Origin of the sequence: Streptomyces sp. NPDC046203 (genome assembly GCF_040646255.1) — a bacterium.
GTDB lineage: Bacteria > Actinomycetota > Actinomycetes > Streptomycetales > Streptomycetaceae > Streptomyces.
Genome location: NZ_JBEYZX010000007.1, coordinates 75,643 through 101,667 on the forward strand (window position 1 = coordinate 75,643; position 26,025 = coordinate 101,667).

The window sequence follows — 26,025 nt, forward strand, 5'->3', positions numbered from 1 at the left end:
TTTCACGTGAAACACCGCCCCTCGGTCATTCGGCCGCGCGCCGCCACCACAAGGCCAGGGGGATGACGGCGTAGAGGACGGACACCAGCACGACGAGCGCGGACGAGCGCCCGTCGGGCGGCAGCATCAGGGCCGCGACCCCGGCCGCACCGACGAAGGCGACATTGAAGAGCACGTCGTAGAGCGAGAAGACGCGTCCGCGGTAGGCGTCGTCCACCGTGGTCTGGACGACGGTGTCCGTCGCGATCTTCACCCCCTGGGTGGTCAGGCCCAGCGCGAAGGCCGCCACCAGGAAGGGGGCCTTCGCGAAGGTCAGCCCCAGGGCGGGGGTGAGAACGGCGGCGCCCCCCGCGCAGCACATGATCCAGCCGAATGCTCCCAGGCGCCCGATCGCCCAGGGCGAGAGCACCGCCGCGGCGAAGAAGCCCGCCCCGGATGTGGCGACAGCCAGCCCGAGGACCGCGAGCCCCTGCGCCTCGGTGGTGCCCCACGTGTACCGGCTGAGCATGAGCAGCGTCACGAACAGCGCGCCGTAGCAGAACCGCATCAGGGTGACCGCGGCGAGCGCGCGGGCGGCGGGGCGCCGCTGGGACAGATGCCGCAGCCCGCTCACCAGTCCCCGCGCGGTGGAGGACAGCGCGGCGCCGAGCCGGGGCTGGATCTTGTCCGGGTCGGGCCCGAGCAGTTCGCGGGACATCCGGAGCGAGGAGAGCGCGGAGCAGAGGTAGAGCGCGGCACCCAGCAGGACGACGGCGGCGTCGGAGTTATGGGCGATCAGCCGGACGATGAAGGCGAGCCCCCCGCCGAGCGTCGCCGCGAGGGTGCCGGCGGTCGGCGACAGCGAGTTGGCGATGACCAGCCGCTCGTCGTCGACCACGCGCGGGAGCGCGGCGGAGAGTCCGGCCAGGACGAAACGGTTGACGGCCGTGACGGCGAGGGCGGAGGCGAAGAAGAGCGCGTCGGGCACGGAGGACAGCATGAGCAGCGCGGTCCCGCAGGCCAGGAGAGCCCGGAGCGCGTTGCCGTAGAGGAAGACCTGGCGCCGCTCCCAGCGGTCGAGCAGCACGCCGGCGAACGGCCCGACGAAGGAGTACGGCAGCAGCAGGACCGCCATGGCGGAGGCGATCGCGGCGGCGCTGGTCTCGTTCTCGGGGGAGAAGACGACATAGGTGGCCAGCGCGACCTGGTAGACGCCGTCGGCGCACTGGGAGAGCAGTCGCACGGTCAGCAGACAGCGGAAGTCCCGCAGATGGAGGAGGACGCGCAGATCACGCACGACGGACATGGCAGCAAGACTCACATACGACGAGGGTCCCCGGGCAGTGCCACGGGGACCCTCGTCGTCGGACCGTCGGTTCTCAGCGGTCCGTTCGGACTGCCGGACGGCCTTCAGGGGCCGGCCGGTGCGCGGTTCAGCGCTCGACCTCGCCCTTGATGAACTTCTCGACGTTGGCCAGGGCCTCGTCGTCGAAGTACTGCACCGGCGGGGACTTCATGAAGTAGCTCGACGCGGAGAGGATCGGGCCGCCGATGCCGCGGTCCTTGGCGATCTTCGCGGCGCGCAGGGCGTCGATGATGACACCCGCGGAGTTCGGGGAGTCCCAGACCTCGAGCTTGTACTCCAGGTTCAGCGGAACGTCGCCGAAGGCGCGGCCCTCGAGGCGGACGTACGCCCACTTGCGGTCGTCCAGCCAGGCCACGTAGTCCGACGGGCCGATGTGGACGTTCTTCTCGCCGAGGTCCCGGTCGGGGATCTGGGAGGTGACGGCCTGCGTCTTGGAGATCTTCTTGGACTCCAGGCGCTCGCGCTCGAGCATGTTCTTGAAGTCCATGTTGCCGCCGACGTTCAGCTGCATGGTGCGCTCGAGGCGGACACCGCGGTCCTCGAACAGCTTCGCCATGACGCGGTGCGTGATGGTCGCGCCGACCTGCGACTTGATGTCGTCACCGACGATCGGGACACCGGCCTCGGTGAACTTGTCCGCCCACTCCTTGGTGCCGGCGATGAAGACCGGGAGGGCGTTGACGAAGGCGACCTTGGCGTCGATGGCGCACTGGGCGTAGAACTTCGCCGCGTCCTCGGAGCCGACGGGCAGGTAGCAGACGAGGACGTCGACCTGTCGGTCCTTGAGGATCTGGACGACGTCGACCGGGGCCTCGGTGGACTCCTCGATGGTCTGGCGGTAGTACTTGCCGAGACCGTCGAGGGTGTGGCCGCGCTGGACGGTGACGCCGGTGGCCGGCACGTCGCAGATCTTGATGGTGTTGTTCTCGCTGGCGCCCATGGCGTCCGCCAGATCGAGGCCGACCTTCTTCGCGTCGACGTCGAAGGCGGCCACGAACTCCACGTCACCCACGTGGTAGTCGCCGAACTGGACATGCATCAGACCGGGGACCTTGGACGCCGGGTCGGCGTCCTTGTAGTACTCGACGCCCTGCACCAGCGAAGTGGCGCAGTTGCCCACGCCGACGATGGCTACGCGAACCGAACCCATTTCGGTTGCTCCCTGTGTGATCGTGGAAGCCCTGCGGCGAGCAGGGTTTCACTTGGCGGTGTCGTCGGACGGATCCGGCCGGGGAGTGCTCCCGGGCCGGGGCAGACCGTCCGTGTCTCCAGAGTTTTCGTGCTGCCGAGCGGTGTCCTCGGGTTCGGAACGCTGGTCCCGTCCCGCCCGCTCGCTCTCGATGAGCTCGTTCAGCCAGCGCACTTCGCGTTCCACGGACTCCATTCCGTGGCGCTGGAGTTCGAGCGTGTAGTCGTCCAGACGCTCGCGCGTCCGGTTCAGGGAGGCGCGCATCTTCTCCAGACGCTCCTCCAGCCGACTGCGCCGGCCCTCCAGCACCCGCATCCGCACGTCGCGTTCGGTCTGGCCGAAGAAGGCGAAGCGGGCGGCGAAGTGTTCGTCTTCCCAGGAGTCGGGGCCGGTGTGGGAAAGGAGCTCTTCGAAGTGCTCCTTCCCTTCGGTCGTCAGCCGGTAGACGATCTTGGCGCGGCGTCCCGAGAGTGAGGCCGCCACGGCGTCCTCGGGCCCACTGCCCGGCTCCTCGATCAACCGGCCGTTGGCGACCAGCGTCTTGAGGCAGGGGTAGAGGGTCCCGTAGCTGAACGCCCGGAAGATCCCCAGCGAGGTGTTGAGCCGCTTGCGCAGCTCGTACCCGTGCATCGGGGCCTCACGGAGCAGACCGAGAACGGCGAACTCGAGGATTCCTGAACGCCTGCTCACTCGCCGCCTCCTTCGCTCTGCGGACCCGCCCGCCGTGCGGACGGGTCTCGGTGACCTCATGGGAAAACTCGTATGCCGAGCCGATGTGCCGCGCTGATGTATCGACTCGATACATCCAGACGATAGGGCTGCCCCTGTGTCGCGACAAGGGGGGCTCGGGTGACCGGTGTCACATCACCAATTCACAGCAATCGACTTGCCTGATTTGGGGTGAACTCGGACTCTAGGCAGGTTTTGGCCGTGCGTAGTCTGTGCGGCATGCAGACCACCGGGAACCGCGCAATGCCGCGAAGCGTCAGTGAAGCGAGTGCCCGGTCGGCACGGTCCGGCCTTGTCCGAGGCGCGGCCGTGTGCATGTCGGGGGGACCGGAACTCAACTGCCGCTTCCAGGCGTACGCGCCTGCCCGAGGAGTAGTCGTTCGATGAGCGAGCACCGTCGCAAAATGCCGCAACAGCCGCCGACCGGCGGCCGCGCTGCGGCCCGGCGCGCCGCCCAGCAGCCCATGGGCCGCGGGCCGGCCCCTGACCATGATTCCGCTGCGGGGTCCCCTTCGGCCTCGTACGGTCCGCCCTCCACGCACGGTGGAGAGGAGCGTCCCTACGGCGGACGCGCCGAGGCCCGGCGGGCCGCTCAGCGGGGCGGGCGCAGGCGCGTACCCGAGAACGGAGGCGCCGGCGGGGGGCGCCGCGGCGGGGGCGGTGGCACGCCCCGGGGCGGCGGCGGACCCGGACGCTGCAGGGACGGCGGCCGGCCGCCCGGCAAGAAGCGGATGATCGACTATCCGCGTCACGACAAGTACGGCTGGAAGCGCTGGCTGCCCTCGTGGAAGCTGACGACGGGTCTGTTCCTGGGATTCATCGGCAGCCTGCTGGGCGCGAGCGTCGCCGCGTACGCCTGGGTGGACATTCCCAACGAGGCCCTCAGCGCCAAGCAGCAGAACAACGTCTTCTACTGGGACGACGGCACGCAGATGGCCGCGACCGGTGGTGACGTCAACCGTCAGATCGTCGAGTACGCGCAGATCCCGCAGGCCATGCAGGACGCGGTCGTCTCCGCCGAGAACAAGACCTTCTGGACCGACTCCGGCATCGACCCGTGGGGCATCGGCCGTGCCGTGTGGAACATGGCCAAGGGCGGGAACAAGCAGGGTGGCTCGACCATCACCCAGCAGTACGTGAAGAACAACCGTCTCGACGACCAGTCGCAGACGGTGAGCCGCAAGGTCAAGGAACTCTTCATCTCCATGCGGGTCGGCAACGACCTGGAGAAGAACGAGATCATGGCGGGCTACCTCAACACCTCGTACTACGGCCGCGGTGCCTACGGCATCCAGGCCGCGGCCCGCACGTACTTCGGCAAGGACGCCCGCAAGCTCAACCCGAGCGAGTGCGCCTTCCTCGCCTCACTGCTCAAGGGCGCCACGTACTACGACCCGGCCGGATCCCCCGAGATCGACCCGACGGCCACGGCCGAGAAGAACACCGTCCGGGCCAAGAAGCGCTGGAAGTGGATCCTCAACGAGATGGTCAAGGACGGGCGCCTGACCGCGGCCGAGCGCGCGAAGTACCCCGAGTTCCCGAAGGTGAAGCCTCGCAAGCAGGGCGCGCAGCTCGGCGGCCAGGTCGGCTACCTGGTGCGGACGGCCGAGGCGAACTTCATCAACAAGAACGACCTGGGCATCACCACGCAGCAGTTCGCCAAGGGCGGCTACGAGGTGCACACGACCTTCAAGAAGAAGAACGTCAAGGCCCTCGAGGACGCCGTCAGCGGCATCTACAAGGAGTACATCAAGCCGGAAGAGCGTCCGATCACCGACACCCATGTGCAGTTCGGCGGCGCGTCGGTGGACCTGAAGACGGGCGCCATCGTGGCGCTGTACGGCGGCAAGAACGCCACCGAGCACTTCATGAACAACGCGGACACGACCGGTGCCCAGGTCGGCTCGACCTTCAAGCCCTTCGTGCTGGCCGCCGCGATGCGGGACGGCGTGCGCAACCCCAAGCTCGACAAGGTGCAGGGCCCCACCGACCGTACGAAGGTCGACCCGGACAAGAGCCGCTACAACGGCCAGAACGGCCTGGTGATCAAGAACTACGACGGCACGGTCTGGCGCGACGAGAAGGACAAGGAGTGGCGCCAGGTCAACGATGACGACGCGAGCTACGGCAACATCGACCTGCGTGAGGCGATGGAGCACTCCGCCAACTCGCCCTATGTCCAGCTCGGCATGGACGTCGGCATCGACAAGGTCCGCCAGGCCGCCATCGACGCGGGTCTGCTGGAATCCTCGCTGGTGAAGGGCGATGTGCCGTCGTTCACCCTCGGTATCTCCTCCCCGAGCGCGATCCGGATGGCCGGCTCGTACGCCACTTTCGGCAACAACGGCAAGCAGAACGACCCCTTCTCCGTGACCAAGGTCCTCCAGCGTGGCGAGGTCATCTACGAGCACAAGCTGGCGCCCAAGCAGGCGTTCTCGACCGCGATCGCGAGCAACGTCACCGATGTCCTGAAGGACGTCGTCAAGAAGGGCACCGGACGGACGGCCGCCCTGCCCGATCGTGACTCGGCCGGCAAGACGGGTACGACCGACCGCAACAACTCTGCTTGGTACGTGGGGTACACCCCCGAGCTGTCGACCGCCGTCGACATGTACCGCTTCGACGACGACGACTCGGCCAAGGACCGCACGTTCGAGTCCATGTACGGAACCGGCGCCCAGCCGAAGATCCACGGAAACTCGTTCCCCTCCCGCATCTGGCGCGAGTACATGACCGCGATGCTGCAGGGCACCCCGGTGCAGGGCTTCCCGGAGCCCGAGGAGCTCGACGGCGAGCCGGTCTTCGGCGGCGGCGCCGTCAGCCCGACGCCGACGCCGAGCCCGACGCCGTCGCAGGAGCCGACCGAGGAGCCGTCGGAGGAGCCGACCACCCAGGCGCCGACCAAGTCCCCGAAGCCGGAGAAGTCCTGCACCGTCTGGGAATGGCCGTGCGATCCGAGCGGTGAGAACAACGGCGGGGCCGCGAACGGCGGTGCCACCGACGGCGGGGCCGCCAACGGTGGAGCCGCCAATGGCGGGGCCGCGAACGGTGGAGCCGCGAACGGCGGGGCCGCGAACGGTGGAGCCGCGAACGGCGGGGCCGCCAATGGCGGGGCCGCGAACGGCGGCACCGAGACCGGCGGAGCCGCCAACGCCGGGACGACCGGCGGCGACAACGGCGGGGGCCGGCCCAACGGCGGCACCGGCTGGGGTGCCATCGGCGGCTGAGCCGCCGCGCCCGGCACCTTCGAGGGCCGCCGCGCCCGGTCCGTACCTCGCGTACGGCACCGGGTGCGGCGGCCCTCCCCGCATTCCCGGGCCCGTACGGCAGGATGGCCCCCATGCCGAGCCTCCAGAAGACGAGCCCTCCGCGGGATCAGGTGGTCCGCCCCACCCACGCGGACGAAGTGGCGGCCCGGGGCAGCGAGCTGATCGGCGGGCCGGCCGGACGCCGGGCGGCACCCGGCCGAGGCGGGCTCACCCCGGTCGGCGTGGTGGCCCTGGTGACCCTCGGCATGTTCGCCCTCGGCATGGTGCAGAAACTGCCCTGCTACAACTGGGCCTGGTTCCAGGGCTCCACCTCCCAGTACACCCACGCCTGCTACTCCGACATCCCGCACCTGTTCTCCGGACGCGGCTTCGCGGACGGCCTGGTCCCGTACTTCGACCGGATCGGCGGCGACATACCGTTCCTGGAGTACCCGGTCCTGACCGGCCTGTTCATGGAGGTCGCCGCCTGGCTGACCCCGGGCGGCGAGCTGATCGCGCGGCAGCAGTCGTACTGGATGGTCAACGCGGGCCTGCTGATGGTCTGCGCGGCCGTGCTCGCCGTCTGCGTCGCGCGGACGCACCGCACGCGCCCCTGGGACGGTCTCCTGGTGGCCCTCGCGCCCGCCTTCGCGCTCACCGCCACCATCAACTGGGACCTGCTGGCCGTCGCCCTCACCGCCGCCGCGATGCTGCTGTGGTCGCGCGGGCGCCCGTTCGGCTCCGGGGTGCTGCTCGGCCTCGCGACGGCCGCCAAGTTCTATCCCGTGCTGCTGCTCGTCCCCCTGTTCCTGCTGTGCTGGCGGGCGGGGCGGCCGCGGGCGTTCGCCACGGCGGCCGCGGGCGCGGCCGGGGCGTGGCTCGTGGTCAATCTGCCGGTGATGCTGGCGGCGCCCGAGGGCTGGCGGCAGTTCTACGTCTTCAGCACCGAGCGGAACGTCGACTACGGCTCGATCTGGCTGCTGATCAGCCAGAACACCGGAAACACGATCCCGCCCGGCACGGCCAACCGCGGGGCGATGGCCCTCATGGCCCTCGCGGTCCTGGGCCTCGCGTATCTGACCCTGACCGCGCCGCGCCGGCCCCGGTTCGCCCAGCTGGCGTTTTTGATCGTGGCAGCGTTCGTGCTGGTCAACAAGGTCTACTCGCCGCAGTACGTGCTGTGGCTCGTGCCGCTCGCCGCGCTCGCCCGGCCGCGCTGGCGGGACTTCCTCATCTGGCAGACGGGCGAGGTGCTCTACTTCCTCGCCATCTGGCTCTATCTGGCCTACGGGGCGAGCGGCGACAAGCAGGGTCTGCCGGGCGACGGCTACCAGTTCGCGATCGTCCTGCACGTCCTCGGCACGCTCTGGCTGTGCGCGCTGGTCGTCCGCGACATCCTCGCGCCCGACCGGGACGAGGTGCGGCGGGACGGCTCGGACGACCCGTCGGGCGGGGTCCTGGACGGTGCCGGGGACGTGTTCGTCCTCGGCCGCACGGCGCGCACGGCGCGCACGGCGCGTACGGCGCTCGGGGCGCTCGGGACGCTTCCCGGGGAGCCGGACGGCCCGGGGCCGCGGGTGGAGTGGGGTACGCCGGAGAAGTGAACCCGGCGGATGTAAGAGGAGCGGCCCCCGGGGTGTCCCGGGGGCCGCTCCTCTCTCGTACGGGGGCGTCGGCGGATGCCGGTCCCGGACCGCCGGCGGGCGGTCCGGCGGATCAGCGCTCGACGATCCGGTCGAACTGGGTCGTGGTGTGGCGCAGGTGCGCGACGAGCTCGTCGCCCACCTTGGGCTCCTGGGCGTCGGCCGGCACGAACAGGATCGACACCTGCATGTGCGGCGGCTCGGCGAACCAGCGCTGCTTGCCGTCCCAGACGAACGGGGAGAGGTTCCGGTTCACCGTGGCGAGACCGGCACGGGCGACGCCCTTGGCGCGCGGCATCACGCCGTGCATGGCCTTCGGGGCCTCCAGGCCGACCCCGTGCGAGGTGCCGCCGGCGACCACCACGAGCCAGCCCTCCGAGGCGGCCTTCTGCTGCCGGTAGCCGAAGCGGTCGCCCTTGGCGACGCGGGTGACGTCGAGGACCGATCCCCGGTACTCGGTGGCCTCGTGGTCGCCCAGCCACAGCCGGGTGCCGATCCGGGCGCGGAACCGGGTCTGCGGGAACTGCTGCTGGAGCCGGGCCTGCTCCGCGGCGCGCAGATGGCTGACGAACATGGTGTGCAGCGGCAGCCGGGCGGCCCGCAGCCGGTCCATCCAGGCGATGACCTCATCGACGGCGTCGGTGCCGTCGGTGCGGTCCAGCGGCAGGTGCAGGGCGAAGCCCTCGAGGCGGACGTCCTCGATGGCCGCGTGCAGCCGGGGCAGGTCCTCCTCGTGGACGCCGTGGCGCTTCATCGAGCTCATGCACTCGATGACGACCCGGGCGCCGACCAGGGCGTGCACACCGTCCACGGACGACACGGAGCGGATCACCCGGTCCGGCAGCGGCACCGGCTCCTCGCCCCGCCGGAAGGGGGTGAGGACGAGCAGGTCGCCGCTGAACCAGTCCTTGATCTGGGCGGCCTCGTACGTGGTGCCCACCGCGAGCACGTCGGCGCCGAGCCGGGCCGCCTCCTCGGAGAGGCGTTCGTGGCCGAACCCGTAGCCGTTGCCCTTGCAGACCGGGATGAGACCGGGGAACTGCTCGGTCACGGTCTTCTGGTGCGCCCGCCAGCGAGCGGTGTCGACATAGAGGGAGAGCGCCATGGCCGGCCCGGGACCTTTCTGGTGGCTACGACAGATCGAGAGAAGGTGTACGAACTGCTTATGAGACTACGCAAGCCTCGGGCGTGCCGTCAGCGCCGCGACATGTAGATGTCCAGGGCCTTGTGCAGGAGCTTGTTGAGCGGGAAGTCCCACTCGCCCACGTACTCGGCGGCCTCGCCGCCGGTGCCGACCTTGAACTGGATGAGGCCGAAGAGGTGGTCGTTCTCGTCCAGCGAGTCCGAGATGCCCCGCAGGTCGTAGACGGTCGCGCCCATCGCGTACGCGTCGCGCAGCATCCGCCACTGCATCGCGTTCGAGGGCCGGAACTCACGGCCGATGTTGTCGGAGGCGCCGTAGGAGTACCAGACGTGTCCGCCGACCACGAGCATGGTGGCGGCGGAGAGGTTCACTCCGTTGTGGCGGGCGAAGTAGAGCCGCATGCGGTTGGGGTCCTCGTTGTTGAGGACGGTCCACATGCGCTGGAAGTACGAGAGCGGGCGCGGGCGGAACTTGTCGCGGACGGCCGTGATCTCGTACAGCCGCTGCCACTCGGCGAGGTCCTCGTAGCCGCCCTGGACGACCTCGACACCGGCCTTCTCGGCCTTCTTGATGTTGCGGCGCCACAGCTGGTTGAAGCCCTTGAGGACGTCGTCGAGCGCGCGGTTCGCGAGCGGCACCTGGTACACGTAGCGGGGCTGCACGTCGCCGAAGCCGGCGCCGCCGTCCTCGCCCTGCTGCCAGCCCATCTTCCGCAGCCGGTCGGCGACCTCGAAGGCGCGCGGCTCGATGTGGGTGGCCTCGATGTCCCGCAGACGCTTGACGTCCGGGTCCTGGATGCCGGCCTTGATCGCGGCCGCGTTCCAGCGGCGGATGACGACCGGCGGGCCCATCTTCACGGAGAAGGCGCCCTGGTGCTTCAGATGGGCGAGCATCGGCTGGAGCCAGTCGTCCAGGTTCGGGGCGTACCAGTTGATGACCGGGCCCTCGGGCAGGTAGGCCAGGTAGCGCTTGATCTTCGGCAGCTGTCGGTACAGCACCAGACCGGCGCCGACGAGCCGGCCCTCCTTGTCGAACCAGCCGAGGCTCTCCGAGCGCCACTCGGTCTTGACGTCCGCCCATGCCGGAACCTGGCAGTGACTGGCCGAGGGCTGGCTCTGGATGAACGCCAGATGCTGCTCGCGGCTGATGGTCCTCAGGGTCAGGCTCATGTCGGGGCGCTCCTCGGCAGGTGTGTCCCCATCGGGTCAGGGGCTCCGGCTCTCGCGCCGAAGCCTACTGCGACCTCGGAGCGCTCCGAATGGCCGTGCCGGGCCCGGCATCCCCCGTGACGTGCCGGGACCGGCACGAGGTCGAGTCATGATCGACTCGCCTGCTAGTGGATCACGCCGCCGAAGAGGCCGCCGTGGGCCATGCCCAGGAAGAAGCCCACGCCCGCCAGGCCGAGCCCCACGACCAGCACGAAGCGTTCGCGTGTGGTGGCGGAGATGTACTGCCCGTAGGCGCCGGTCAGGATCCCGATCAGACCGGACCAGGAGCTGAGCAGATGCAGGTTGTGGAACATCGCGGTGATGAAGGAGAGCAGGCCCAGCACCAGCGTCACGGCCATCAGGGTGTCCTGGACCGGGTGGGGCTTGCCGTCGGTGGCGAAGAGGGAGTGTCCGGAGTCGGGTCGCATTGCCTGTGCCATGGGGCACCTCCTGGCGTACCTGCGGGACGGCGGCGCCTGTGACGCCGCCGACATCCGTCGTGTACAGATTGCGGCCCTCCACCGCTGGATTTCAACCGCAGCGCCCTCTCGGGCCGTGTTTCGACCGCGGTGCCCCTCACCACTGAATTTCAACCGAGGGGTGATGTGCGGGTAGTCTGTACCGTCTGCACCGGTGTCTGCCCAGGTCCGTCCAGGACTCGCGTGGCCGGCGCCGTTGCTACACGCATCACGACCCTCCTGCCACGGAACGACCGTGGCCGCTGAGTCCAAAGGAGGTGGGTTCCACATGCGTCACTACGAGGTGATGGTCATCCTCGACCCCGATCTCGAGGAGCGCGCTGTCTCCCCGCTGATCGAGAACTTCCTCTCCGTCGTCCGTGAGGGCAACGGAAAGGTCGAGAAGGTCGACACCTGGGGCCGTCGTCGTCTCGCCTACGAGATCAAGAAGAAGCCCGAGGGCATCTACTCGGTCATCGACCTGCAGGCCGAGCCTGCGGTCGTCAAGGAGCTCGACCGCCAGATGAACCTGAACGAGTCGGTCCTCCGGACCAAGGTCCTCCGCCCCGAGACCCACTGAGCCTTCGGCTCAAAGGTTCTCGGGTCCGAGTAGCAACAAGCAGCCAGAAGCAATCCCGCCGAGAGGTTCACCCATGGCAGGCGAGACCGTCATCACGGTCATCGGCAATCTTGTCGACGACCCCGAGCTGCGCTTCACCCCGTCCGGCGCGGCGGTCGCGAAGTTCCGTGTCGCGTCCACTCCCCGCACCTTCGATCGTCAGACCAACGAGTGGAAGGACGGCGAAAGCCTCTTCCTGACCTGCTCGGTCTGGCGTCAGGCGGCGGAGAACGTCGCGGAGTCCCTTCAGAAGGGCATGCGCGTCGTCGTGCAGGGCCGTCTGAAGCAGCGGTCCTACGAGGACCGCGAGGGTGTCAAGCGCACGGTCTTCGAGCTGGACGTCGAGGAAGTCGGCCCCAGCCTGAAGAACGCCACGGCCAAGGTCACCCGTACCACCGGTCGCGGTGGCCAGGGTGGCGGCGGCTTCGGCGGCGGCCAGCAGGGTGGCGGCGGCGGTGGCTGGGGCAACGCCCCTCAGCAGGGCGGCGGCGGAGCTCCCTCCGACGACCCCTGGGCCTCCAGCGCTCCGTCCGGCGGCCAGCAGGGCGGTGGCGGCGGTGGCTGGGGTGGAAACTCCGGCGGCGGCTACTCGGACGAGCCCCCCTTCTAGGGCGCAAGCCCCGGAAGCGGCTCGTACCCCCACTTCTTGATCACACAGGAGAAACACCATGGCGAAGCCGCCTGTGCGCAAGCCTAAGAAGAAGGTCTGCGCATTCTGCAAGGACAAGGTCACGTACGTTGACTACAAGGACACGAACATGCTGCGGAAGTACATTTCCGACCGCGGCAAGATCCGTGCCCGTCGCGTGACCGGCAACTGCACGCAGCACCAGCGTGACGTCGCCACGGCCGTCAAGAACAGCCGTGAGATGGCGCTGCTGCCCTACACGTCCACCGCGCGCTAAGGGAAGGGTGACCGAAAAATGAAGATCATCCTCACCCACGAGGTGTCCGGCCTCGGTACCGCCGGCGACGTCGTCGACGTCAAGGACGGCTACGCTCGCAACTACCTGGTCCCGCGCGGTTTCGCGATCCGCTGGACCAAGGGCGGCGAGAAGGACGTGGCGCAGATCCGCCGCGCCCGCAAGATCCACGAGATCGCGACCATCGAGCAGGCCAACGAGATCAAGGCTCAGCTCGAGGGCACGAAGGTCCGTCTGGCCGTTCGCTCCGGCGACGCCGGCCGTCTCTTCGGCTCCGTGACGCAGGCCGACATCGCCGACGCGATCAAGACCGCCGGTGGCCCGGCCGTCGACAAGCGTCGTGTCGAGCTCGGCTCGCCGATCAAGACCCTGGGCTCGCACCAGGTGTCGGTGCGCCTGCACGCCGACGTCACCGCGAAGCTCGGCGTCGAGGTCGTCGCCGCGTAACACTGCCCCTGGCAGTTCGCGTTCAGCAGTACGGAAGGGCCGTACCCCCTCGGGGGTGCGGCCCTTCCGCTGTTTCACGTGAAACCTTGGCTTCGCGGTGCGCGCACGGTGCTTCACACGGTCCGCGCACGGTGTTTCACGTGAAACACCGCGAGCCGGGAGCGTCAGCGGGTGGCCCCGGTGACGACCCACCGGCCGGAACGGGCGCGCCACCACAGGGTCGCCAGGCGCACCGTCATCATCAGCGTCATCGCGCCCCAGAGCGCCGTGAGCCCGCCGCCGAAGGCCGGGACCAGCAGGGCGACCGGTGCGAAGACCACCAGCGTGACGAGCATGGCACCGGCGAGATACGGACCGTCGCCCGCGCCCATCAGGACGCCGTCCAGGACGAAGACGACCCCCGAGACCGGCTGGGAGAGCGCGACGACGAGAAGCGCGGGCAGCAGAGTGTCCCGGACCGCCGAGTCGCCGGTGAAGAGCGGGATGAAGAGGGGGCGGGCGAGGATGACCAAGGCTCCGAGGACGATCCCGGAGAGCACTCCCCACTGGACCATGCGACGGCAGACCTGCCGGGCACCGTCCGCGTCGCCGGAGCCGAGGTAGCGCCCGATGATGGCCTGCCCGGCGATGGCGATCGCGTCGAGGGCGAAGGCCATCAGGCTCCACAGGGACAGGATGATCTGGTGCGCGGCGACATCGGCGTCGCCGAGCCGCGCGGCGACGGCGGTGGCGATCATCAGGATCGCCCGCAGCGAGAGCGTACGGACCAGGAGCGGGGCACCGGCCTGGGCGCTGGCCCGTATGCCGGCCGCGTCGGGGCGCAGTGAGGCGCCGTGCCGCCGGGCGCCGCGGACGACCACGTAGAGATAACTGGCGGCCATGCCGACCTGGGCGATGACCGTGCCCCAGGCGGATCCGGCGATGCCGAGCCCGGCGCCGTAGACCAGGACGACATTGAGGACGCCGTTGGCGGCGAAGCCGGCGATGGCGACGTACAGCGGGGTGCGGGTGTCCTGGAGGCCGCGCAGCACTCCGGTGGCGGCGAGGACGACGAGCATCGCCGGGATGCCGAGGCTGGAGATCCGAAGATAGGTGACGGCATGGGCGGCGGCCGCGTCGGAGGCTCCGAAGACGTCGACGAGCCAGGGTGCACCGGGCAGGGTGACGGCGATGACGAGGGCGCCGAGCAGCAGGGCGAGCCAGATCCCGTCGATGCCCTGACGGAGGGCGGCCCCGAGATCGCCCGCGCCGACGCGACGGGCGACGGCCGCGGTGGTCGCGTAGGCGAGGAAGACGAAGACGCTCACCGCGGTGGAGAGCAGGGCCGAGGCGATGGCGAGACCGGCCAGCTGAGGGGTGCCGAGATGGCCGACAATGGCGCTGTCGGCCATGAGGAAGAGCGGCTCGGCGACGAGTGCGCCGAAGGCCGGCACGGCGAGGGCGACGATCTCGCGGTCGTGTCGGCGGCGGACGGCTGCGGGGGTCGCGGGGGCCGGATGCATACGCACAATCTAATCGTCCACAGGTAAGCGATGCAATGCTGTGGTGATCCTTACATTTCAGGAGCGGTGAGCTCCGGGTGTGCGCCGTTTGTTCTGATCTTGGTCCAAGCGGAGAAGTTTTTCTCCCCCACAGCCGGTGGACGGAAAAAGTGCAGGTGAGAGGCGTGTGGGAGGGTGGCCTATGAGTTTGTCCACATGGCTGTCCCCCGGTCCGTGCACAGGTTCCGCCGAGTTCTCCACAGCATCTGGGCCTTCACCCACAGGGCCTGTGGATAACCAGATTGGCTGAAGGTGCCGACGGCCCTACCGTGGACCGGCGACCAACGCGCCAGAAGCGGGTTCAAAGCCTCTCGTTTGTCCGAGCCGTGGCGTAAGAAAGAGTGGCACGGTTGTCCGCGGTGCGGACGTGAGGAGGTGGCCGGGTGAGCATGCCCGACCCCATGGACGATCCCTGGGCCGACAGCGGTCCCGGAGACCGCCTGCCCACCCGCACCCGCGGTGGCGGCGGCAAGGGCGGCGAGAGCCGCGGCCGTGGCCGCGAGGACCAGCACGAGCGCGGCAGCGAGGGCGGCTGGGACGGTGGGATGTCCCCGTTCGAGCGTGTCCCCCCGCAGGACCTCGACGCCGAGCAGTCCGTCCTCGGCGGCATGCTGCTCTCCAAGGACGCCATCGCCGACGTCGTCGAGATCATCAAGGGCCACGACTTCTACAAGCCGGCCCACGAGACCGTCTACTCGGCGATCCTCGACCTGTACGCGAAGGGCGAGCCCGCCGACCCCATCACGGTCGGCGCCGAGCTGACCAAGCGCGGCGAGATCACCCGGGTCGGCGGCGCCTCGTATCTGCACACGCTCGTCCAGTCGGTGCCGACGGCCGCCAATGCCTCGTACTACGCGGAGATCGTCCACGAGCGTGCCGTGCTGCGCCGGCTCGTGGAGGCCGGTACGAAGATCACGCAGATGGGATACGCGGCGGACGGCGATGTCGACGACATCGTCAACCGCGCCCAGTCGGAGATCTACCAGGTCACCGAGCAGCGCACCACCGAGGACTATCTGCCGCTCGGCGACATCATGGAGGGCGCGCTCGACGAGATCGAGGCGATCGGCTCGCGCAGCGGCGAGATGACCGGTGTCCCCACCGGCTTCACCGACCTCGACGCCCTCACCAACGGTCTGCACCCCGGCCAGATGATCATCATCGCGGCCCGTCCCGCCATGGGTAAGTCGACCCTCGCGCTCGACTTCGCGCGCGCGGCCTCGATCAAGCACAACCTGCCCAGCGTCATCTTCTCCCTCGAAATGGGCCGCAACGAGATCGCGATGCGTCTGCTCTCGGCCGAGGCCCGGGTGGCGCTGCACCACATGCGTTCCGGCACCATGACCGACGAGGACTGGACCCGGCTCGCCCGCCGGATGCCGGACGTCTCGCAGGCCCCGCTCTACATCGACGACTCCCCGAACCTGTCGATGATGGAGATCCGCGCCAAGTGCCGCCGGCTCAAGCAGCGCAGCGGCATCAAGCTCGTCGTCATCGACTACCTCCAGCTGATGCAGGCCGGCGGCTCCAAGCGCGCCGAGAGCCGTCAGCAGGAGGTCTCGGAGATGTCGCGAAACCTGAAGCTGCTCGCCAAGGAGCTCGAACTCCCGGTGATCGCGCTCTCCCAGCTGAACCGTGGCCCCGAACAGCGCACGGACAAGAAGCCGATGGTCTCCGACCTCCGTGAGTCCGGATCGATCGAGCAGGACGCCGACATGGTCATCCTGCTGCACCGCGAGGACGCCTACGAGAAGGAGTCCCCGCGGGCCGGCGAGGCCGACATCATCGTCGGCAAGCACCGTAACGGTCCGACTGCGACCATCACCGTCGCCTTCCAGGGCCACTACTCGCGCTTCGTGGACATGGCCCAGACCTGATCCGTCGCGGCGACGCGGATGCGGCGATCCGGACGCCGCGGTCGGGATGGCCTGGTGTGCGCCGCGCGCCGGATGCCGGGGCGCGCGGCGCGAGCCGGGCGCTCAGCGCCTGGTGTCGTACCTGGTCAGGGTCACGCCGCAGGGAAACGTCCGGGTCTCCACCAGGTCCAGGTTCACCCGGTCGTCCAGCGTGGTGAAGAACGGCGTGCCGCCGCCCACCAGGACCGGCGCGGTGGCCAGCAGGTACGTGTCGATCAGCCCGGCCCGCATGGCCGCCCCGGCGAGCGTCGCGCCGCCGATGGCCATCGGGCCGCCCTCCTCGGCCTTGAGCCGGGTGATCTCGGCGATCGCGTCGCCGGTGACCAGGCGGGTGTTCCAGTCGACCCGGTCGAGCGTCGAGGAGAACACCACCTTCGGCATCTCCCGCCAGCGGCGCGCGTACGCGGTCTCCGCCGGGGTGGCGCCCGGCCGCCGGTCGGCGGTCGGCCAGTGGGAGCTCATCGTCCGCCACAGCTTGCGCCCGTACAGCGACAGATCGGTCGCCCGCAGCCGGTCGGACCAGAACTGGAACAGCTCGTCGCTCGGCACGCTCCAGCCGATGTCGTCGCCGGGTGCGGCGATGTAGCCGTCCAGGGACAGGTTCATGCCGTAGATCAGTTTCCGCATGGCGCCAGCCTTCCGTGCTCCGGTCTCACGGGTACGGATCGACGCGGCGCGGGAAAGCCTCGTGGCTCCTGTCCCGACGCCTCGCCCGCCCCGGGGTCAGACCACGTAGCCCACGACGAGCACGGCCACCGAGAAGGCCAGCATGCCGAGGCAGTTGAGCCAGAACTCCTGCTTGAGGAACCGCGCCCGCAGGTGGGCATATGCCGCGCAGAGGAAGTACCCGATGACGGCGATGTTCGTGGCGAACGCGACGCCGGGGAAGCGGAGGCCGACGACCAGTCCGGCCGCCGCCAGGAGCTTGACCGCGATGAGGGCCCACCACCAGTCCCGTGGCAGCCGGACGCCGTCGAGGCAGCGCTGGATGAAGACGGGCGGTCGGAACGACATCACCGCGTCGCCGAACAGGACGAGCGCCAGCAGTGCCGTGAGCCACCAGTGGTGGGGGGTGTCGATCATCGCTCTTCTCCTTCACGGGCGATCGCGAATTCGATCACTTCGCGGAGCCGGTCCCTCGCGTCGTGCTCATCGAGGGCGCCGTTGGCGAAGGTCATGAGGAGGCCGAGATACGCGAAGTAGACGACGCGGGCACCGGGGCCGGCGTCGGCGGCCGGCCGCCCCGGGGGCGTGAGTACGGCTTCGATCTCGGTGATCAGGGACAGGGCGAGGTTCTGGAAGATCACCGACTCGCGCTGTCCGCGCACGATGACCGCCGCGTACTCGCGGGAGAGCTCCCTGTCCTGGGCGAAGTACCGGATGAAGGGCTCGAAGAGGGCCATGGCCGCTTCCACCGGGTCGCCGGGCGCGGGCGGTCCGGCGGCCGGGGCACCGGTGTCGGTTCCGGCGCCGGTCGCGCTCCTCGCGCGGTGCACGTCGTCGATCCAGTGGTCGAAGATGGCGACGAGGAGCGCTTCCTTGTCGCCCACCGACATCACGGTTCCGGTGCTGACCGCCGCCTCGGCTGCGATCTGGCGGACCGTCGTGGCGCCGAATCCCTGCTCGTGGAAGAGCCGTTCGGCTGCGGCCAGCACCTTCTGCCGGGTCGCTTCCCGCTTTGCCGCACGTGACTGAACAGGTTCAGTGAACATGTTCAGCGAAGCTACACCTGCCGAACCTGCGGAGGCAACGGTTCCCGACGCTCACTCATGTCCGCCTGGGCGTAAGGGGTATGGGCCCGGGGGTCCGCGCTCAGAACCAGTGGAGGCAGTGCGGGGGACGCGCGGTGTGGAAGAGGGCGTCGGCGAGCGCTGCGGCGTCCGAGTGATGGGCCCGGACCCGGCCCGCGCGGACGAGCGTGCTCGGGGTGGTCCCGCCGAGATACACCGAGCCCAGGTCGCTCACGTCCAGCGACAGGTCGGGCGCCCGGTCCGTGGGGACGCACGTGGCCTCGCCGCCCCGGACGGTCAGCAGGTGGCGCTGGTGCTCGCCCAGGAACGGATCGTCGACATCGAGGACGAGTTCGCCATCCGCGAGCCAGCCGCGTGCGGTCAGCGCGCGCGGGACGTCCAGCAGCCGCACCCAGAGCCAGTCGCCCTCGTTGCCCACCTGTCCGGCGCGGAAGTCGGTGAACTGCCAGCGCAGCGGGTTCTCGGCCGGGACGTGCCGGAACACGACCTCGGAGACCAGGTCGTGGCCGAGGACCAGGCGGGCCAGGGCCGTGAAGACGGCGTCGTCGGCGGCGATGGTCTCGTCGACCGTCAGCACGCCGGAATCGTTGATCGAGTACACGGCATACCCGTCCGGAACACCGCCGGCGTCCCGGTGGACGGCGACATGGCGCGGTGTACGGGCGATCGGGGGATGCCCCGCGCCCCGGGTCCACCAGTGGGGCGGACGGGACAGCGCGCCGGGCTGGGCGCGGCGGTAGCGGTCGTAGATCTCCTCCAGGAGCCCGCCGCACTCGGCACGCCGGTGGATCTCGAGGGAGCCGGTGTCCGTGCCGTCCAGGCGCGGGTCGAAGGCGGCCCGGTGGCGCTCCACCGTCAGACGGCGCGTGTACGTCGCGGGGCCGTAGCCGAACCTGCGGTAGATCGCGGCCTCGGAGGCCAGCAGCACGGAGAGGAAGTCCCCGCGCTGCCGTATCTCGGCGAGCTGATGACGCATCATCGCGCTGAGCACGCCCTGGCGGCGGTGCGACGGGACCACACCGACGCAGGTCACTCCGGAGGCCGGAACGACGGCGCCACCGGGCAACGTGAGCTCGAAGGAGTACGCACCGGCGGTACCGGTCGGCCGGCCGTCGTCGGTCTCGGCGAGCAGACAGCGGTCCATTTCGAGGGCCGACCACCAGAGCCCGCCCCCGTCCTCGTCCCGTGTCTCCGTGAAGCGCCCGAACGCGGTGTGGAGTGTGTCGACGAAGACGCCGGAGTCCTGATCGGTCGTCGTGCGGATCTTCAACGCTGCAGCCTCCCGAATACCGGCCCCACGACGCGTGGCGCCCGCCACAGTCCAGCCCCGACGGGAGGCCGGGGCAAGCGAATTACCGGGGGACGGAGACGGCGGCCGATGGCGCGAAATCCGGGCCGCGCCGACCGGAAGCGGGGTGATGATGTCGGTATGACCTCATCCTTCGAAGCTCTGCTGCCCAGCACCGAACGCGCTCTGCTGCACCGTATCGCCGTCGCTCAGACCGAGGGACGTGCGCCGTCCTTCGTCGCGGGCGTGGTGCGGGAGGGGAAGGCCGTCTGGTTCGGCGCGCGCAGTTGTGTGGACGGGCACGCGCCCGACGCCGGCACCCAGTTCCGGATCGGCTCGATCACCAAGGTGTTCACGGCGGTTCTGGTGATGCGGATGCGGGACGAGGGCCTGCTCGGGCTCGACGACCCGCTGGAGAAGCATCTGCCGGGTACCGGTGTGGGCGAGGTGACGATCGCCCAGCTGCTGAGCCACAGCGCGGGGCTGGCCGCGGAGACGCCGGCGCCGTGGTGGGAGCGGTCGTCGGGGGCCCTCCGGCCGGAGCCGGCCGACGTCCTGGGGGAGCGGCCGATGCCGCATCCGGCCGGGCGGCTGTTCCACTACTCCAACCCCGGGTACACGCTGCTGGGTTCGCTGGTCGAGGCCGTGCGCGGAGTGTCGTGGGAGGAGGCGCTGCGCGTCGGGATCCTGGAGCCGCTGGGGCTCACCCGTACGACGCTCCGGCCGGTCGCCCCGCACGCCGGGGGCTGGGCGGTGCATCCGTGGGCCGATGTGATGCTGTCCGAGCCCCTGGAGGACCTGGGGATCATGGCGCCGGCCGGGGCGCTGTGGTCGACGGTCGGGGATCTGGGCAGATTCGCCGCGTTCCTCGCCGAGGGCGACGACCGGGTGTTGTGCCGGGCGTCGGTGGAGGAGATGCGGGTGCCGGCGGCGCCCCCGGCCGCCGGTGACGCGGAGGGGGGCTATGGCCTCGGACTCCAGTTGCTGCGCCGGGACGGGCGTACCCTCGTCGGCCACACCGGCTCGCTGCCGGGCTTCCTCGCCGGCCTCTGGGTGAGCGTCGAGGACGGTGTGGCCGCCGTGGCGTTCGCGAACGCCACCTCAGGGCCCCTCGTGCCCACGGTGGCCGCGGATCTCGTCCGGATCGTCGCCGAGGCCGAGCCGCGCATTCCGGAGCCCTGGCGACCCCTTTCCGAGGCCGAGGCGGACCCGGAACTGCTGGCGCTCACCGGCCCTTGGTACTGGGGGACATCGGCCTACGGGCTGAGGGTGAACCCCGGAGGCGGAGTGACCCTGGAGCCGCTCCGGGGCGTCGGGCGGCGGGCGAGGTTCCGGCCGCTGCCCGAGGGCGGCTGGATCGGTCTCGACGGTTACTACCTGGGTGAGACGCTGCGGGTGGTGCGGCGGCCGGACGGCGCGGTGAGCCATCTCGATCTGGGGTCCTTCGTCTTCACCCGGGAGCCGTACGGGCCAAAGGACGCCGTGCCCGGCGGGGTGGACGAGGCCGGCTGGCGTGGTCTCTGACCGGCACCGCCGGAGGCGGGTGCGCGCTGTTTCACGTGAAACAGCGCGCGTCACCGCTCACAGACTCAGCTTGAACCCGAGGTGCGAGGGCTCGAAGCCGAGCCGCTCGTAGAAGCGATGGGCATCGGTGCGGGTGACGTCGGAGGTCAACTGCACCAGCCCGCAGCCCTGTGCGCGCGAGGTCTCGACGGCCCACTCGATGAGCCGGGTGCCGAGGCCGCTGCCGCGTTCGTCCGTGTGCACACGGACGCCCTCGATGACCGAGCGGGTCATGCCCCGGCGAGAGAGCCCGGGAATGAGCGTGAGCTGAAGGGTGCCGACGACCTTGTCCGCCCGCACGGCCACGACGACATGCTGGTGCGGGTCGCCGTCGAGCCGGTCGAATGCCTCGGCATACGGGGTGAGATCGCCCGGCGACTCGCGCAGCGCGCCCAGGGGATCGTCGGCGAGCATCGCCACGATGGCGGGGAGATCGCCGCGTGTGGCGGGCCGGATCGCGAGATCGCTCATGAGGGGGATGTCCTTCCGGTCGGTGGCGGAAGGCGGGGCGGGGCCGATCGTCACCGGCCCGCCTCCCGCCTTGCTGCTGAGGCCCGTGCGCGGAAGCCTGCGCATGGGAACGTGTGCCCGGGAGCCCGTGCACGGGGACTGCCGCTCTCCCGCACCCGGTCTGCCGCTAAGACACGGCCTAGCCCGCCGCGACGGTCAGCGGGGCGAAGCGGCGGCGGTCGTCGCCCGGCAGATCAGGGATCGAACGGACCATGAGGGACGTGCGGGTGATCCGGTCCATGCCGTTCGCCTTCAGCCAGGAGACCAGGGCGCTGTGCCGTCCGGAGTCGATGTCCGTGCGCAGCGGCCGGTCGGTGGCGGCGGCCAGCGAGGCCACCAGAGCCTGGGCCGTCTCCGGGTCGTGGGCGATCAGGGGGCCGAGGACATGGGTGTCCACGTTGGGCCAGAGAGCACCGAAGCCGGTGATCCGGCCGTCGTGCTCGGCGACCCGCAGGTGGTCGGCGAAGGCGGGCAGCCGGGCGAGGACATGGGTGCGGTCGGCGCCGAAGACCTCCTGGTCGAGACGGAGGAGGGCCGGCAGGTCCTCTGCGGTCGCGGGCCGGACGGACGCCCCCGGCGGGAGCTCCGGAGCCGGCTCGGCGAAGGTGAAGCCGCCCTTGAGCATCTCCACCTGGGCGATCTCGGAGAACCCGAGCTCCTCGTAGAGGGGCCGGCCGTTGGAGGTGGCGTACAGCGTCAGCGGGGTGTCGCCGGCCTCCGCCACGATCTGGCGCATCAGGCGTCGCCCGATGCCCCGGCGGGCGTACCGCTCGGCGACCAGCATCATGCCGATCGCCGCCAGCCCGGGTCCGTACGAGGTGACCACACAGGCGGCGGCCAGGCCCTCGCCGTCAGGGGCGTCGATGCCGTAGCCGGTGCCCGCGGCGAGCAGTAGGCCCCACTTGTGCTCTTCCCGGAGCCAGCCCCGGCTCTCGGAAAGATCGGCGCACGCGAGGAGATCGTTCGGGGGCAGACACCGGATCGGAAGCTGGTCGAGCGAGGGAGGTGAAAGCGGCATGGCGATCATGCTGGGCGACGCGGCGACAGCGTGTCCACCCGTTTGCGGGAGCCATGACGGCGAGACGGACCTGTGGTGCGACCGGTGGATGTTTCACGTGAAACACGTCGGACGAGTCGTCCTTCCCGGATCCGTTCCGGGGCGTGAGCGGGCGTACTAGCCTCGGCATACATGGCGGACAAAGAAGCTCCTCGCGGCGGGCACAGACTGCATCTCTTCGATCTCGACGGCACGCTGATCCGCGGCTCGGCGGCAGCGGTGGAGATCTCCCGGCAGCTCGGACTGAGCACGGAGATCGAACGGTTGGAGCGGGACTTCCTGGTCCGGGGGCTCGCCCCCGACGAGTTCGCCGTCCAGGCGCGGGAGCTGTGGGCCGAGCTCACCCTGGAGCAGGTTGCTGCGGCTTTCGAGGGGGCGCCCTGGCTGGCGGGCATCCGGGAGGTGTGGGCGGAGATCCGTGCCGGGGGCGACCACTGCGCGGTCATCTCGCTCTCGCCCGACTTCTTCGTCGAGCGGCTGCTGGACTGGGGCGTGGAGGCGGCCGAGGGGTCGCGCTGGCCCGCGGTCCCGTTCACCGGGCCGATCCACCGCCCCGGCATTCTCAATGCCGCCGCGAAGGTACGGATCGCCGGGGAGCTCTGTGAACGGTTCGGGGTCCGGCCGGCCGACTGTGTGGCCTATGGCGACTCGATGTCGGACGCGGCGCTCTTCGGGATCGTCCCGGAGACGGTCGCGGTGAACGCCGATCACCACCTGGTGGACCTGGCGACGCACCACTACGCCGGAGCCGATCTGCGCGAGGCGTACGCGATGGTCCGGCGGGGCGGGGCGGTGCCGCCCGGGCTCAGGGGCTGATCCGGCCGGCGTCCGGGCCGAGGCAGGGGCCGCCGCCGACCGGACCCGGAGGCCGTTCGGCCGGCGGTACGCGGACCGTGTCGTGGACGGTGGCTCAGCCCAGGTCGGGGGCGTGCATCGCGCGGACGCCCTCGATGTTGCCGTCGAGATAGTGGCGCAGCGACAGCGGTACGAGATGGACGGCGGCGATCCCGACCCGGCTGAACGGGACGCGGACGATCTCGTACTCGCCCAGCGGCTCGTCGATCTCCGGTCCGTGCCGCTGCCCGGTGTCCATGGATTCGAGCCGGCAGACGAAGAAGTGCTGCACCTTCACCCCGGAGACGCCGCCGCCGACGATGTGCTCGACGGTGTCGACGAAGCAGGGCACCACGTCGGTGATCTTGGCGCCGAGTTCCTCGTGGACTTCGCGGTGCAGGGCCTCGACGACCGTCGGGTCGCCCGGTTCGACCCCGCCCCCTGGCGTCACCCAGTAGGGATCGACGCCGGGCTTGGTGCGCTTGATGAGGATCAGGTCGTCCCCGTCGAGCAGGATGGCGCGTGCGGTGCGCTTGACCACTGGTCGTTCGGTCATGGGGAGAAAATGGCCCGTCCCGGATGTCCTGAAACTCACCACTGCTCGGCGGCCCGCAACAGCCGCTCGTGCGCGCGGGCGAGATGCGGCAGGGCGAGCGTGCCGGTGCGGACCACCAGGAAGTAGGTGCGCAGCGGGGGCACGGGCGGGTCGAGCAGGGCCACGAGCCGTCCCCGGGCCAGGTCCGGTTCGCACAGATAGCGCGGCAGGACGGCGAGTCCGGCCCCGGCGACCGTGGACTCCAGGACGGCGCGCAGATCGGGGACGATCACGGCGGCGGTGCCGGACGGCTTGGTCTCGAAGACGGCCGCCCAGTAGCGGGTGACGAACGGCAGCGACTCGTGCACCTCGACCACGGGCAGCCGCTCCAGGGCGGCGGCGCCCTCGCGCGGTGGCCTGCCGGGGGCGAGCGGCCCGGCCCAGCGCGGGGCGGCGACCAGGACGAGTTCCTCGTCGCAGAGCGGGGTGGCGGTGAACAGCCCGGCACGGGGCCGGGCCGTGGCCACGGCCAGCTCGTGATGGCCCGCGGCCAGCCCGTCGAGGATCTCCTCCGCGTTGCCGAGCAGACTGAAGCGGACGGCGAGCCCCTGGGCGACCAGCGGGGTGAGCGCGGGCAGCACCCGGGCCGAGGTGAACTCGGGAGGCCCGGCGGCGTGCAGCGTACGGACGCCGTTCTGCTCGTCCAGGCCGGTCTCGGCGATCTCGACGAGCGCGTCGAGGTGCGGTGCGGCCCGCCGGGCGAGTTCGTCGCCGATGGTGGTCGGGGTGACCCCGCGGGCCTGCCGGAGGAAGAGAGGGCGCCCGAGCCGGCGCTCCAGGGTGCGGATCTGGCCGGTGACGGCCGGCTGGGAGAGGCCGAGCAGCGCGGCGGCGCGGGTGAAGGATCCGGCCCGGTGCACGGTGACGAAGGTGCGCAGCAGGGTCAGGTCCATGCCCGCCCCCTCCCGGCCTCGCGGCCGTCGGACTCGCTTCGCCGGTGGGCGGACCGTCTGGCGGCGCCCCGGAACCGTCCAACTATAAATAAGTCGATAGGTCGCTGTCGCTACCGTGATTGGACACTGACGCAGAGTCAACTAGCCTTGTTCGAGCGGGAGTCCACAGGGCGAGACCTTGTGGTCCGCGCGGAACGGGGCGTTCCGAGCCACGAGGGGGGAGGCTCGGAGCGCCCCCTTTCTGTTGTCGTCGGCGCCGGCCGGGCCGGGCCGGGCCGGGCCGTTTTCAGTCGTTGTCGGGCAGGACGACGTTCAGCGCCCAGGAGACGACGGAGATGATCAGGCCGCCCAGCACGGCGGTCCAGAAGCCCTCGACGTGGAAGCTGAGGTCGAGCACCCCGGCCAGCCAGGACGTCAGCAGCAGCATCAGTGCGTTGACGACCAGGGTGATCAGCCCGAGTGTGAAGATGAAGAGCGGGAAGGTGAGCAGCTGTACGACCGGCTTCACCAGGAAGTTCACCAGGCCGAAGACGAGGGCGACCAGGATCAGGGTCCATGCCTTCTTGGCGGTGCTGTCGCCGGTCAGTGTGATGTCCTGGAGCAGCCAGATGGCGACTCCCAGCGCGCCCGCGTTGGCGAGCGTCTTGACGACGAAATTCTTCATGTACCAGATCGTGGCAGACAGGGTCTGGTCAACGGCAGGGGCGGACAAGAGATGAAGGCATTCCGGCTGGACGAGCTGGAGGCGGAGCGGGCGGCCAACGACGGCGCGTACCTCCAGTTCCTGCGGGAGCGGAACATGTCGGTGGGCCTGTACGCCCTCGACGCGGGCGCGCTGGACCCGCAGCAGCCGCACCGGCAGGACGAGGTGTACTTCGTCGCGAGCGGACGGGCCTCGATCACCGTCGGGGACGAGACGACGCAGGTCGCGCGGGGCAGCGTGGTGTACGTGCCGGCCGGGGTGCCGCACCGCTTCCACCACATCACCGAGGATCTGCGGGTCCTGGTGGTCTTCTCCCCGCCGGAGGCGTGATCCGGCTGGTCGCGGGCCTGGCCGCCGAGGCGGTCACCGGGGTGGTCTCAGGGTCGGCACCCTGATTCACCGGGCAGCCCCTAGGGGTCGG

At 70.2% G+C, this 26,025-nt stretch carries 26 protein-coding genes; 10 read left to right on the forward strand and 16 right to left on the reverse strand.

Annotated elements, in window-relative coordinates:
- Nucleotides 1-25 precede the first annotated feature (25 nt).
- The 3 genes from ABZ990_RS08280 to ABZ990_RS08290 form a co-directional block, all read right to left on the reverse strand.
- Nucleotides 26-1,285 (reverse strand): MFS transporter, encoded by a 1,260-nt coding sequence (locus tag ABZ990_RS08280; protein ID WP_361227192.1) that lies wholly within the window; start codon nt 1,283-1,285, stop codon nt 26-28.
- A gap of 127 nt (nt 1,286-1,412) precedes the next feature.
- Nucleotides 1,413-2,495 (reverse strand): inositol-3-phosphate synthase, encoded by a 1,083-nt coding sequence (locus ABZ990_RS08285; RefSeq protein WP_359876399.1) that lies wholly within the window; start codon nt 2,493-2,495, stop codon nt 1,413-1,415.
- A gap of 48 nt (nt 2,496-2,543) precedes the next feature.
- The gene (locus ABZ990_RS08290) at nt 2,544-3,224 is read right to left on the reverse strand and encodes a PadR family transcriptional regulator (RefSeq protein ID WP_361227196.1); all 681 of its coding nucleotides are present in this window, start codon (nt 3,222-3,224) and stop codon (nt 2,544-2,546) included.
- Nucleotides 3,225-3,646: 422 nt separating this feature from the next.
- Between ABZ990_RS08290 and ABZ990_RS08295 the strand changes: the two genes are divergently transcribed.
- Together ABZ990_RS08295 and ABZ990_RS08300 are read left to right on the forward strand one after the other, a co-directional pair.
- On the forward strand, nt 3,647-6,490 hold the full coding sequence (locus ABZ990_RS08295) for a transglycosylase domain-containing protein (RefSeq protein ID WP_361227199.1): 2,844 nt from the start codon (nt 3,647-3,649) through the stop codon (nt 6,488-6,490).
- A 113-nt stretch (nt 6,491-6,603) separates the two neighbouring features.
- Nucleotides 6,604-8,115 carry a glycosyltransferase 87 family protein gene (locus ABZ990_RS08300; RefSeq protein WP_361227202.1) on the forward strand — a complete coding sequence of 504 codons (1,512 nt, stop codon included), beginning with the start codon at nt 6,604-6,606 and terminating at the stop codon, nt 8,113-8,115.
- 112 nt (nt 8,116-8,227) lie between these two features.
- On the opposite strand, the gene ABZ990_RS08305 is transcribed toward ABZ990_RS08300, so the two are convergent.
- The 3 genes from ABZ990_RS08305 to ABZ990_RS08315 form a co-directional block, all read right to left on the reverse strand.
- A complete protein-coding gene (locus ABZ990_RS08305) occupies nt 8,228-9,259 on the reverse strand; it encodes an alanine racemase (RefSeq protein ID WP_361227205.1) in 1,032 nt (343 codons plus the stop codon).
- Nucleotides 9,260-9,348: 89 nt separating this feature from the next.
- Nucleotides 9,349-10,467 (reverse strand): peptidoglycan bridge formation glycyltransferase FemA/FemB family protein, encoded by a 1,119-nt coding sequence (locus ABZ990_RS08310; RefSeq protein WP_361227207.1) that lies wholly within the window; start codon nt 10,465-10,467, stop codon nt 9,349-9,351.
- A 164-nt stretch (nt 10,468-10,631) separates the two neighbouring features.
- Nucleotides 10,632-10,946, reverse strand: coding sequence for a hypothetical protein (locus ABZ990_RS08315; protein ID WP_361227210.1), 315 nt, complete (start codon nt 10,944-10,946; stop codon nt 10,632-10,634).
- A gap of 307 nt (nt 10,947-11,253) precedes the next feature.
- Here ABZ990_RS08315 and rpsF point away from each other — a divergent pair, with 307 nt between their 5' ends.
- From rpsF to rplI, 4 genes are all read left to right on the forward strand, one after another.
- Nucleotides 11,254-11,544, forward strand: coding sequence for a 30S ribosomal protein S6 (rpsF, locus tag ABZ990_RS08320; protein ID WP_004950685.1), 291 nt, complete (start codon nt 11,254-11,256; stop codon nt 11,542-11,544).
- A gap of 73 nt (nt 11,545-11,617) precedes the next feature.
- Nucleotides 11,618-12,193, forward strand: a complete 576-nt coding sequence (locus ABZ990_RS08325) for a single-stranded DNA-binding protein (RefSeq protein WP_361227213.1) — start codon at nt 11,618-11,620, stop codon at nt 12,191-12,193.
- A gap of 58 nt (nt 12,194-12,251) precedes the next feature.
- A complete protein-coding gene (rpsR, locus tag ABZ990_RS08330) occupies nt 12,252-12,488 on the forward strand; it encodes a 30S ribosomal protein S18 (protein ID WP_008746874.1) in 237 nt (78 codons plus the stop codon).
- Between the two features lie 18 nt (nt 12,489-12,506).
- Nucleotides 12,507-12,953, forward strand: coding sequence for a 50S ribosomal protein L9 (gene rplI, locus ABZ990_RS08335; RefSeq protein ID WP_361227217.1), 447 nt, complete (start codon nt 12,507-12,509; stop codon nt 12,951-12,953).
- 164 nt (nt 12,954-13,117) lie between these two features.
- Here the strand turns inward: rplI and ABZ990_RS08340 are convergent, their stop codons facing one another.
- The gene (locus ABZ990_RS08340; protein ID WP_361227220.1) at nt 13,118-14,455 is read right to left on the reverse strand and encodes an MATE family efflux transporter; all 1,338 of its coding nucleotides are present in this window, start codon (nt 14,453-14,455) and stop codon (nt 13,118-13,120) included.
- Between the two features lie 440 nt (nt 14,456-14,895).
- Here ABZ990_RS08340 and dnaB point away from each other — a divergent pair, with 440 nt between their 5' ends.
- Complete coding sequence (gene dnaB, locus ABZ990_RS08345) at nt 14,896-16,371, forward strand: replicative DNA helicase (RefSeq protein WP_361227546.1); 1,476 nt, start codon at nt 14,896-14,898, stop codon at nt 16,369-16,371.
- A 102-nt stretch (nt 16,372-16,473) separates the two neighbouring features.
- On the opposite strand, the gene ABZ990_RS08350 is transcribed toward dnaB, so the two are convergent.
- From ABZ990_RS08350 to ABZ990_RS08365, 4 genes are all read right to left on the reverse strand, one after another.
- Nucleotides 16,474-17,037 carry a dihydrofolate reductase family protein gene (locus tag ABZ990_RS08350; RefSeq protein WP_361227223.1) on the reverse strand — a complete coding sequence of 188 codons (564 nt, stop codon included), beginning with the start codon at nt 17,035-17,037 and terminating at the stop codon, nt 16,474-16,476.
- 96 nt (nt 17,038-17,133) lie between these two features.
- Nucleotides 17,134-17,493 carry a DoxX family protein gene (locus ABZ990_RS08355; RefSeq protein ID WP_361227226.1) on the reverse strand — a complete coding sequence of 120 codons (360 nt, stop codon included), beginning with the start codon at nt 17,491-17,493 and terminating at the stop codon, nt 17,134-17,136.
- Nucleotides 17,490-18,122 (reverse strand): TetR/AcrR family transcriptional regulator, encoded by a 633-nt coding sequence (locus tag ABZ990_RS08360; RefSeq protein WP_361227229.1) that lies wholly within the window; start codon nt 18,120-18,122, stop codon nt 17,490-17,492. The genes ABZ990_RS08355 and ABZ990_RS08360 overlap by 4 nt, the downstream gene beginning before the upstream one ends.
- A 100-nt stretch (nt 18,123-18,222) precedes the next feature.
- On the reverse strand, nt 18,223-19,431 hold the full coding sequence (locus tag ABZ990_RS08365; RefSeq protein ID WP_361227232.1) for a GNAT family N-acetyltransferase: 1,209 nt from the start codon (nt 19,429-19,431) through the stop codon (nt 18,223-18,225).
- 159 nt (nt 19,432-19,590) lie between these two features.
- Here ABZ990_RS08365 and ABZ990_RS08370 point away from each other — a divergent pair, with 159 nt between their 5' ends.
- A complete protein-coding gene (locus tag ABZ990_RS08370; RefSeq protein WP_361227235.1) occupies nt 19,591-20,973 on the forward strand; it encodes a serine hydrolase domain-containing protein in 1,383 nt (460 codons plus the stop codon).
- 57 nt (nt 20,974-21,030) lie between these two features.
- On the opposite strand, the gene ABZ990_RS08375 is transcribed toward ABZ990_RS08370, so the two are convergent.
- On the reverse strand, nt 21,031-21,483 hold the full coding sequence (locus tag ABZ990_RS08375; protein ID WP_361227238.1) for a GNAT family N-acetyltransferase: 453 nt from the start codon (nt 21,481-21,483) through the stop codon (nt 21,031-21,033).
- Nucleotides 21,484-21,661: 178 nt separating this feature from the next.
- Nucleotides 21,662-22,540, reverse strand: coding sequence for a GNAT family N-acetyltransferase (locus ABZ990_RS08380; protein ID WP_361227241.1), 879 nt, complete (start codon nt 22,538-22,540; stop codon nt 21,662-21,664).
- Between the two features lie 171 nt (nt 22,541-22,711).
- On the opposite strand from ABZ990_RS08380, the gene ABZ990_RS08385 reads away from it, so the two are divergent.
- Nucleotides 22,712-23,395, forward strand: coding sequence for an HAD-IB family phosphatase (locus ABZ990_RS08385; protein WP_361227244.1), 684 nt, complete (start codon nt 22,712-22,714; stop codon nt 23,393-23,395).
- 94 nt (nt 23,396-23,489) lie between these two features.
- Here the strand turns inward: ABZ990_RS08385 and ABZ990_RS08390 are convergent, their stop codons facing one another.
- The 3 genes from ABZ990_RS08390 to ABZ990_RS08400 form a co-directional block, all read right to left on the reverse strand.
- Complete coding sequence (locus ABZ990_RS08390) at nt 23,490-23,969, reverse strand: NUDIX hydrolase (protein WP_361227246.1); 480 nt, start codon at nt 23,967-23,969, stop codon at nt 23,490-23,492.
- A 35-nt stretch (nt 23,970-24,004) separates the two neighbouring features.
- Nucleotides 24,005-24,901 carry a LysR family transcriptional regulator gene (locus tag ABZ990_RS08395; RefSeq protein WP_361227249.1) on the reverse strand — a complete coding sequence of 299 codons (897 nt, stop codon included), beginning with the start codon at nt 24,899-24,901 and terminating at the stop codon, nt 24,005-24,007.
- 286 nt (nt 24,902-25,187) lie between these two features.
- Nucleotides 25,188-25,565 carry a phage holin family protein gene (locus ABZ990_RS08400; protein ID WP_361227252.1) on the reverse strand — a complete coding sequence of 126 codons (378 nt, stop codon included), beginning with the start codon at nt 25,563-25,565 and terminating at the stop codon, nt 25,188-25,190.
- A 51-nt stretch (nt 25,566-25,616) separates the two neighbouring features.
- On the opposite strand from ABZ990_RS08400, the gene ABZ990_RS08405 reads away from it, so the two are divergent.
- A complete protein-coding gene (locus ABZ990_RS08405) occupies nt 25,617-25,934 on the forward strand; it encodes a cupin domain-containing protein (protein WP_361227254.1) in 318 nt (105 codons plus the stop codon).
- The last annotated feature ends 91 nt before the right edge of the window (nt 25,935-26,025 follow it).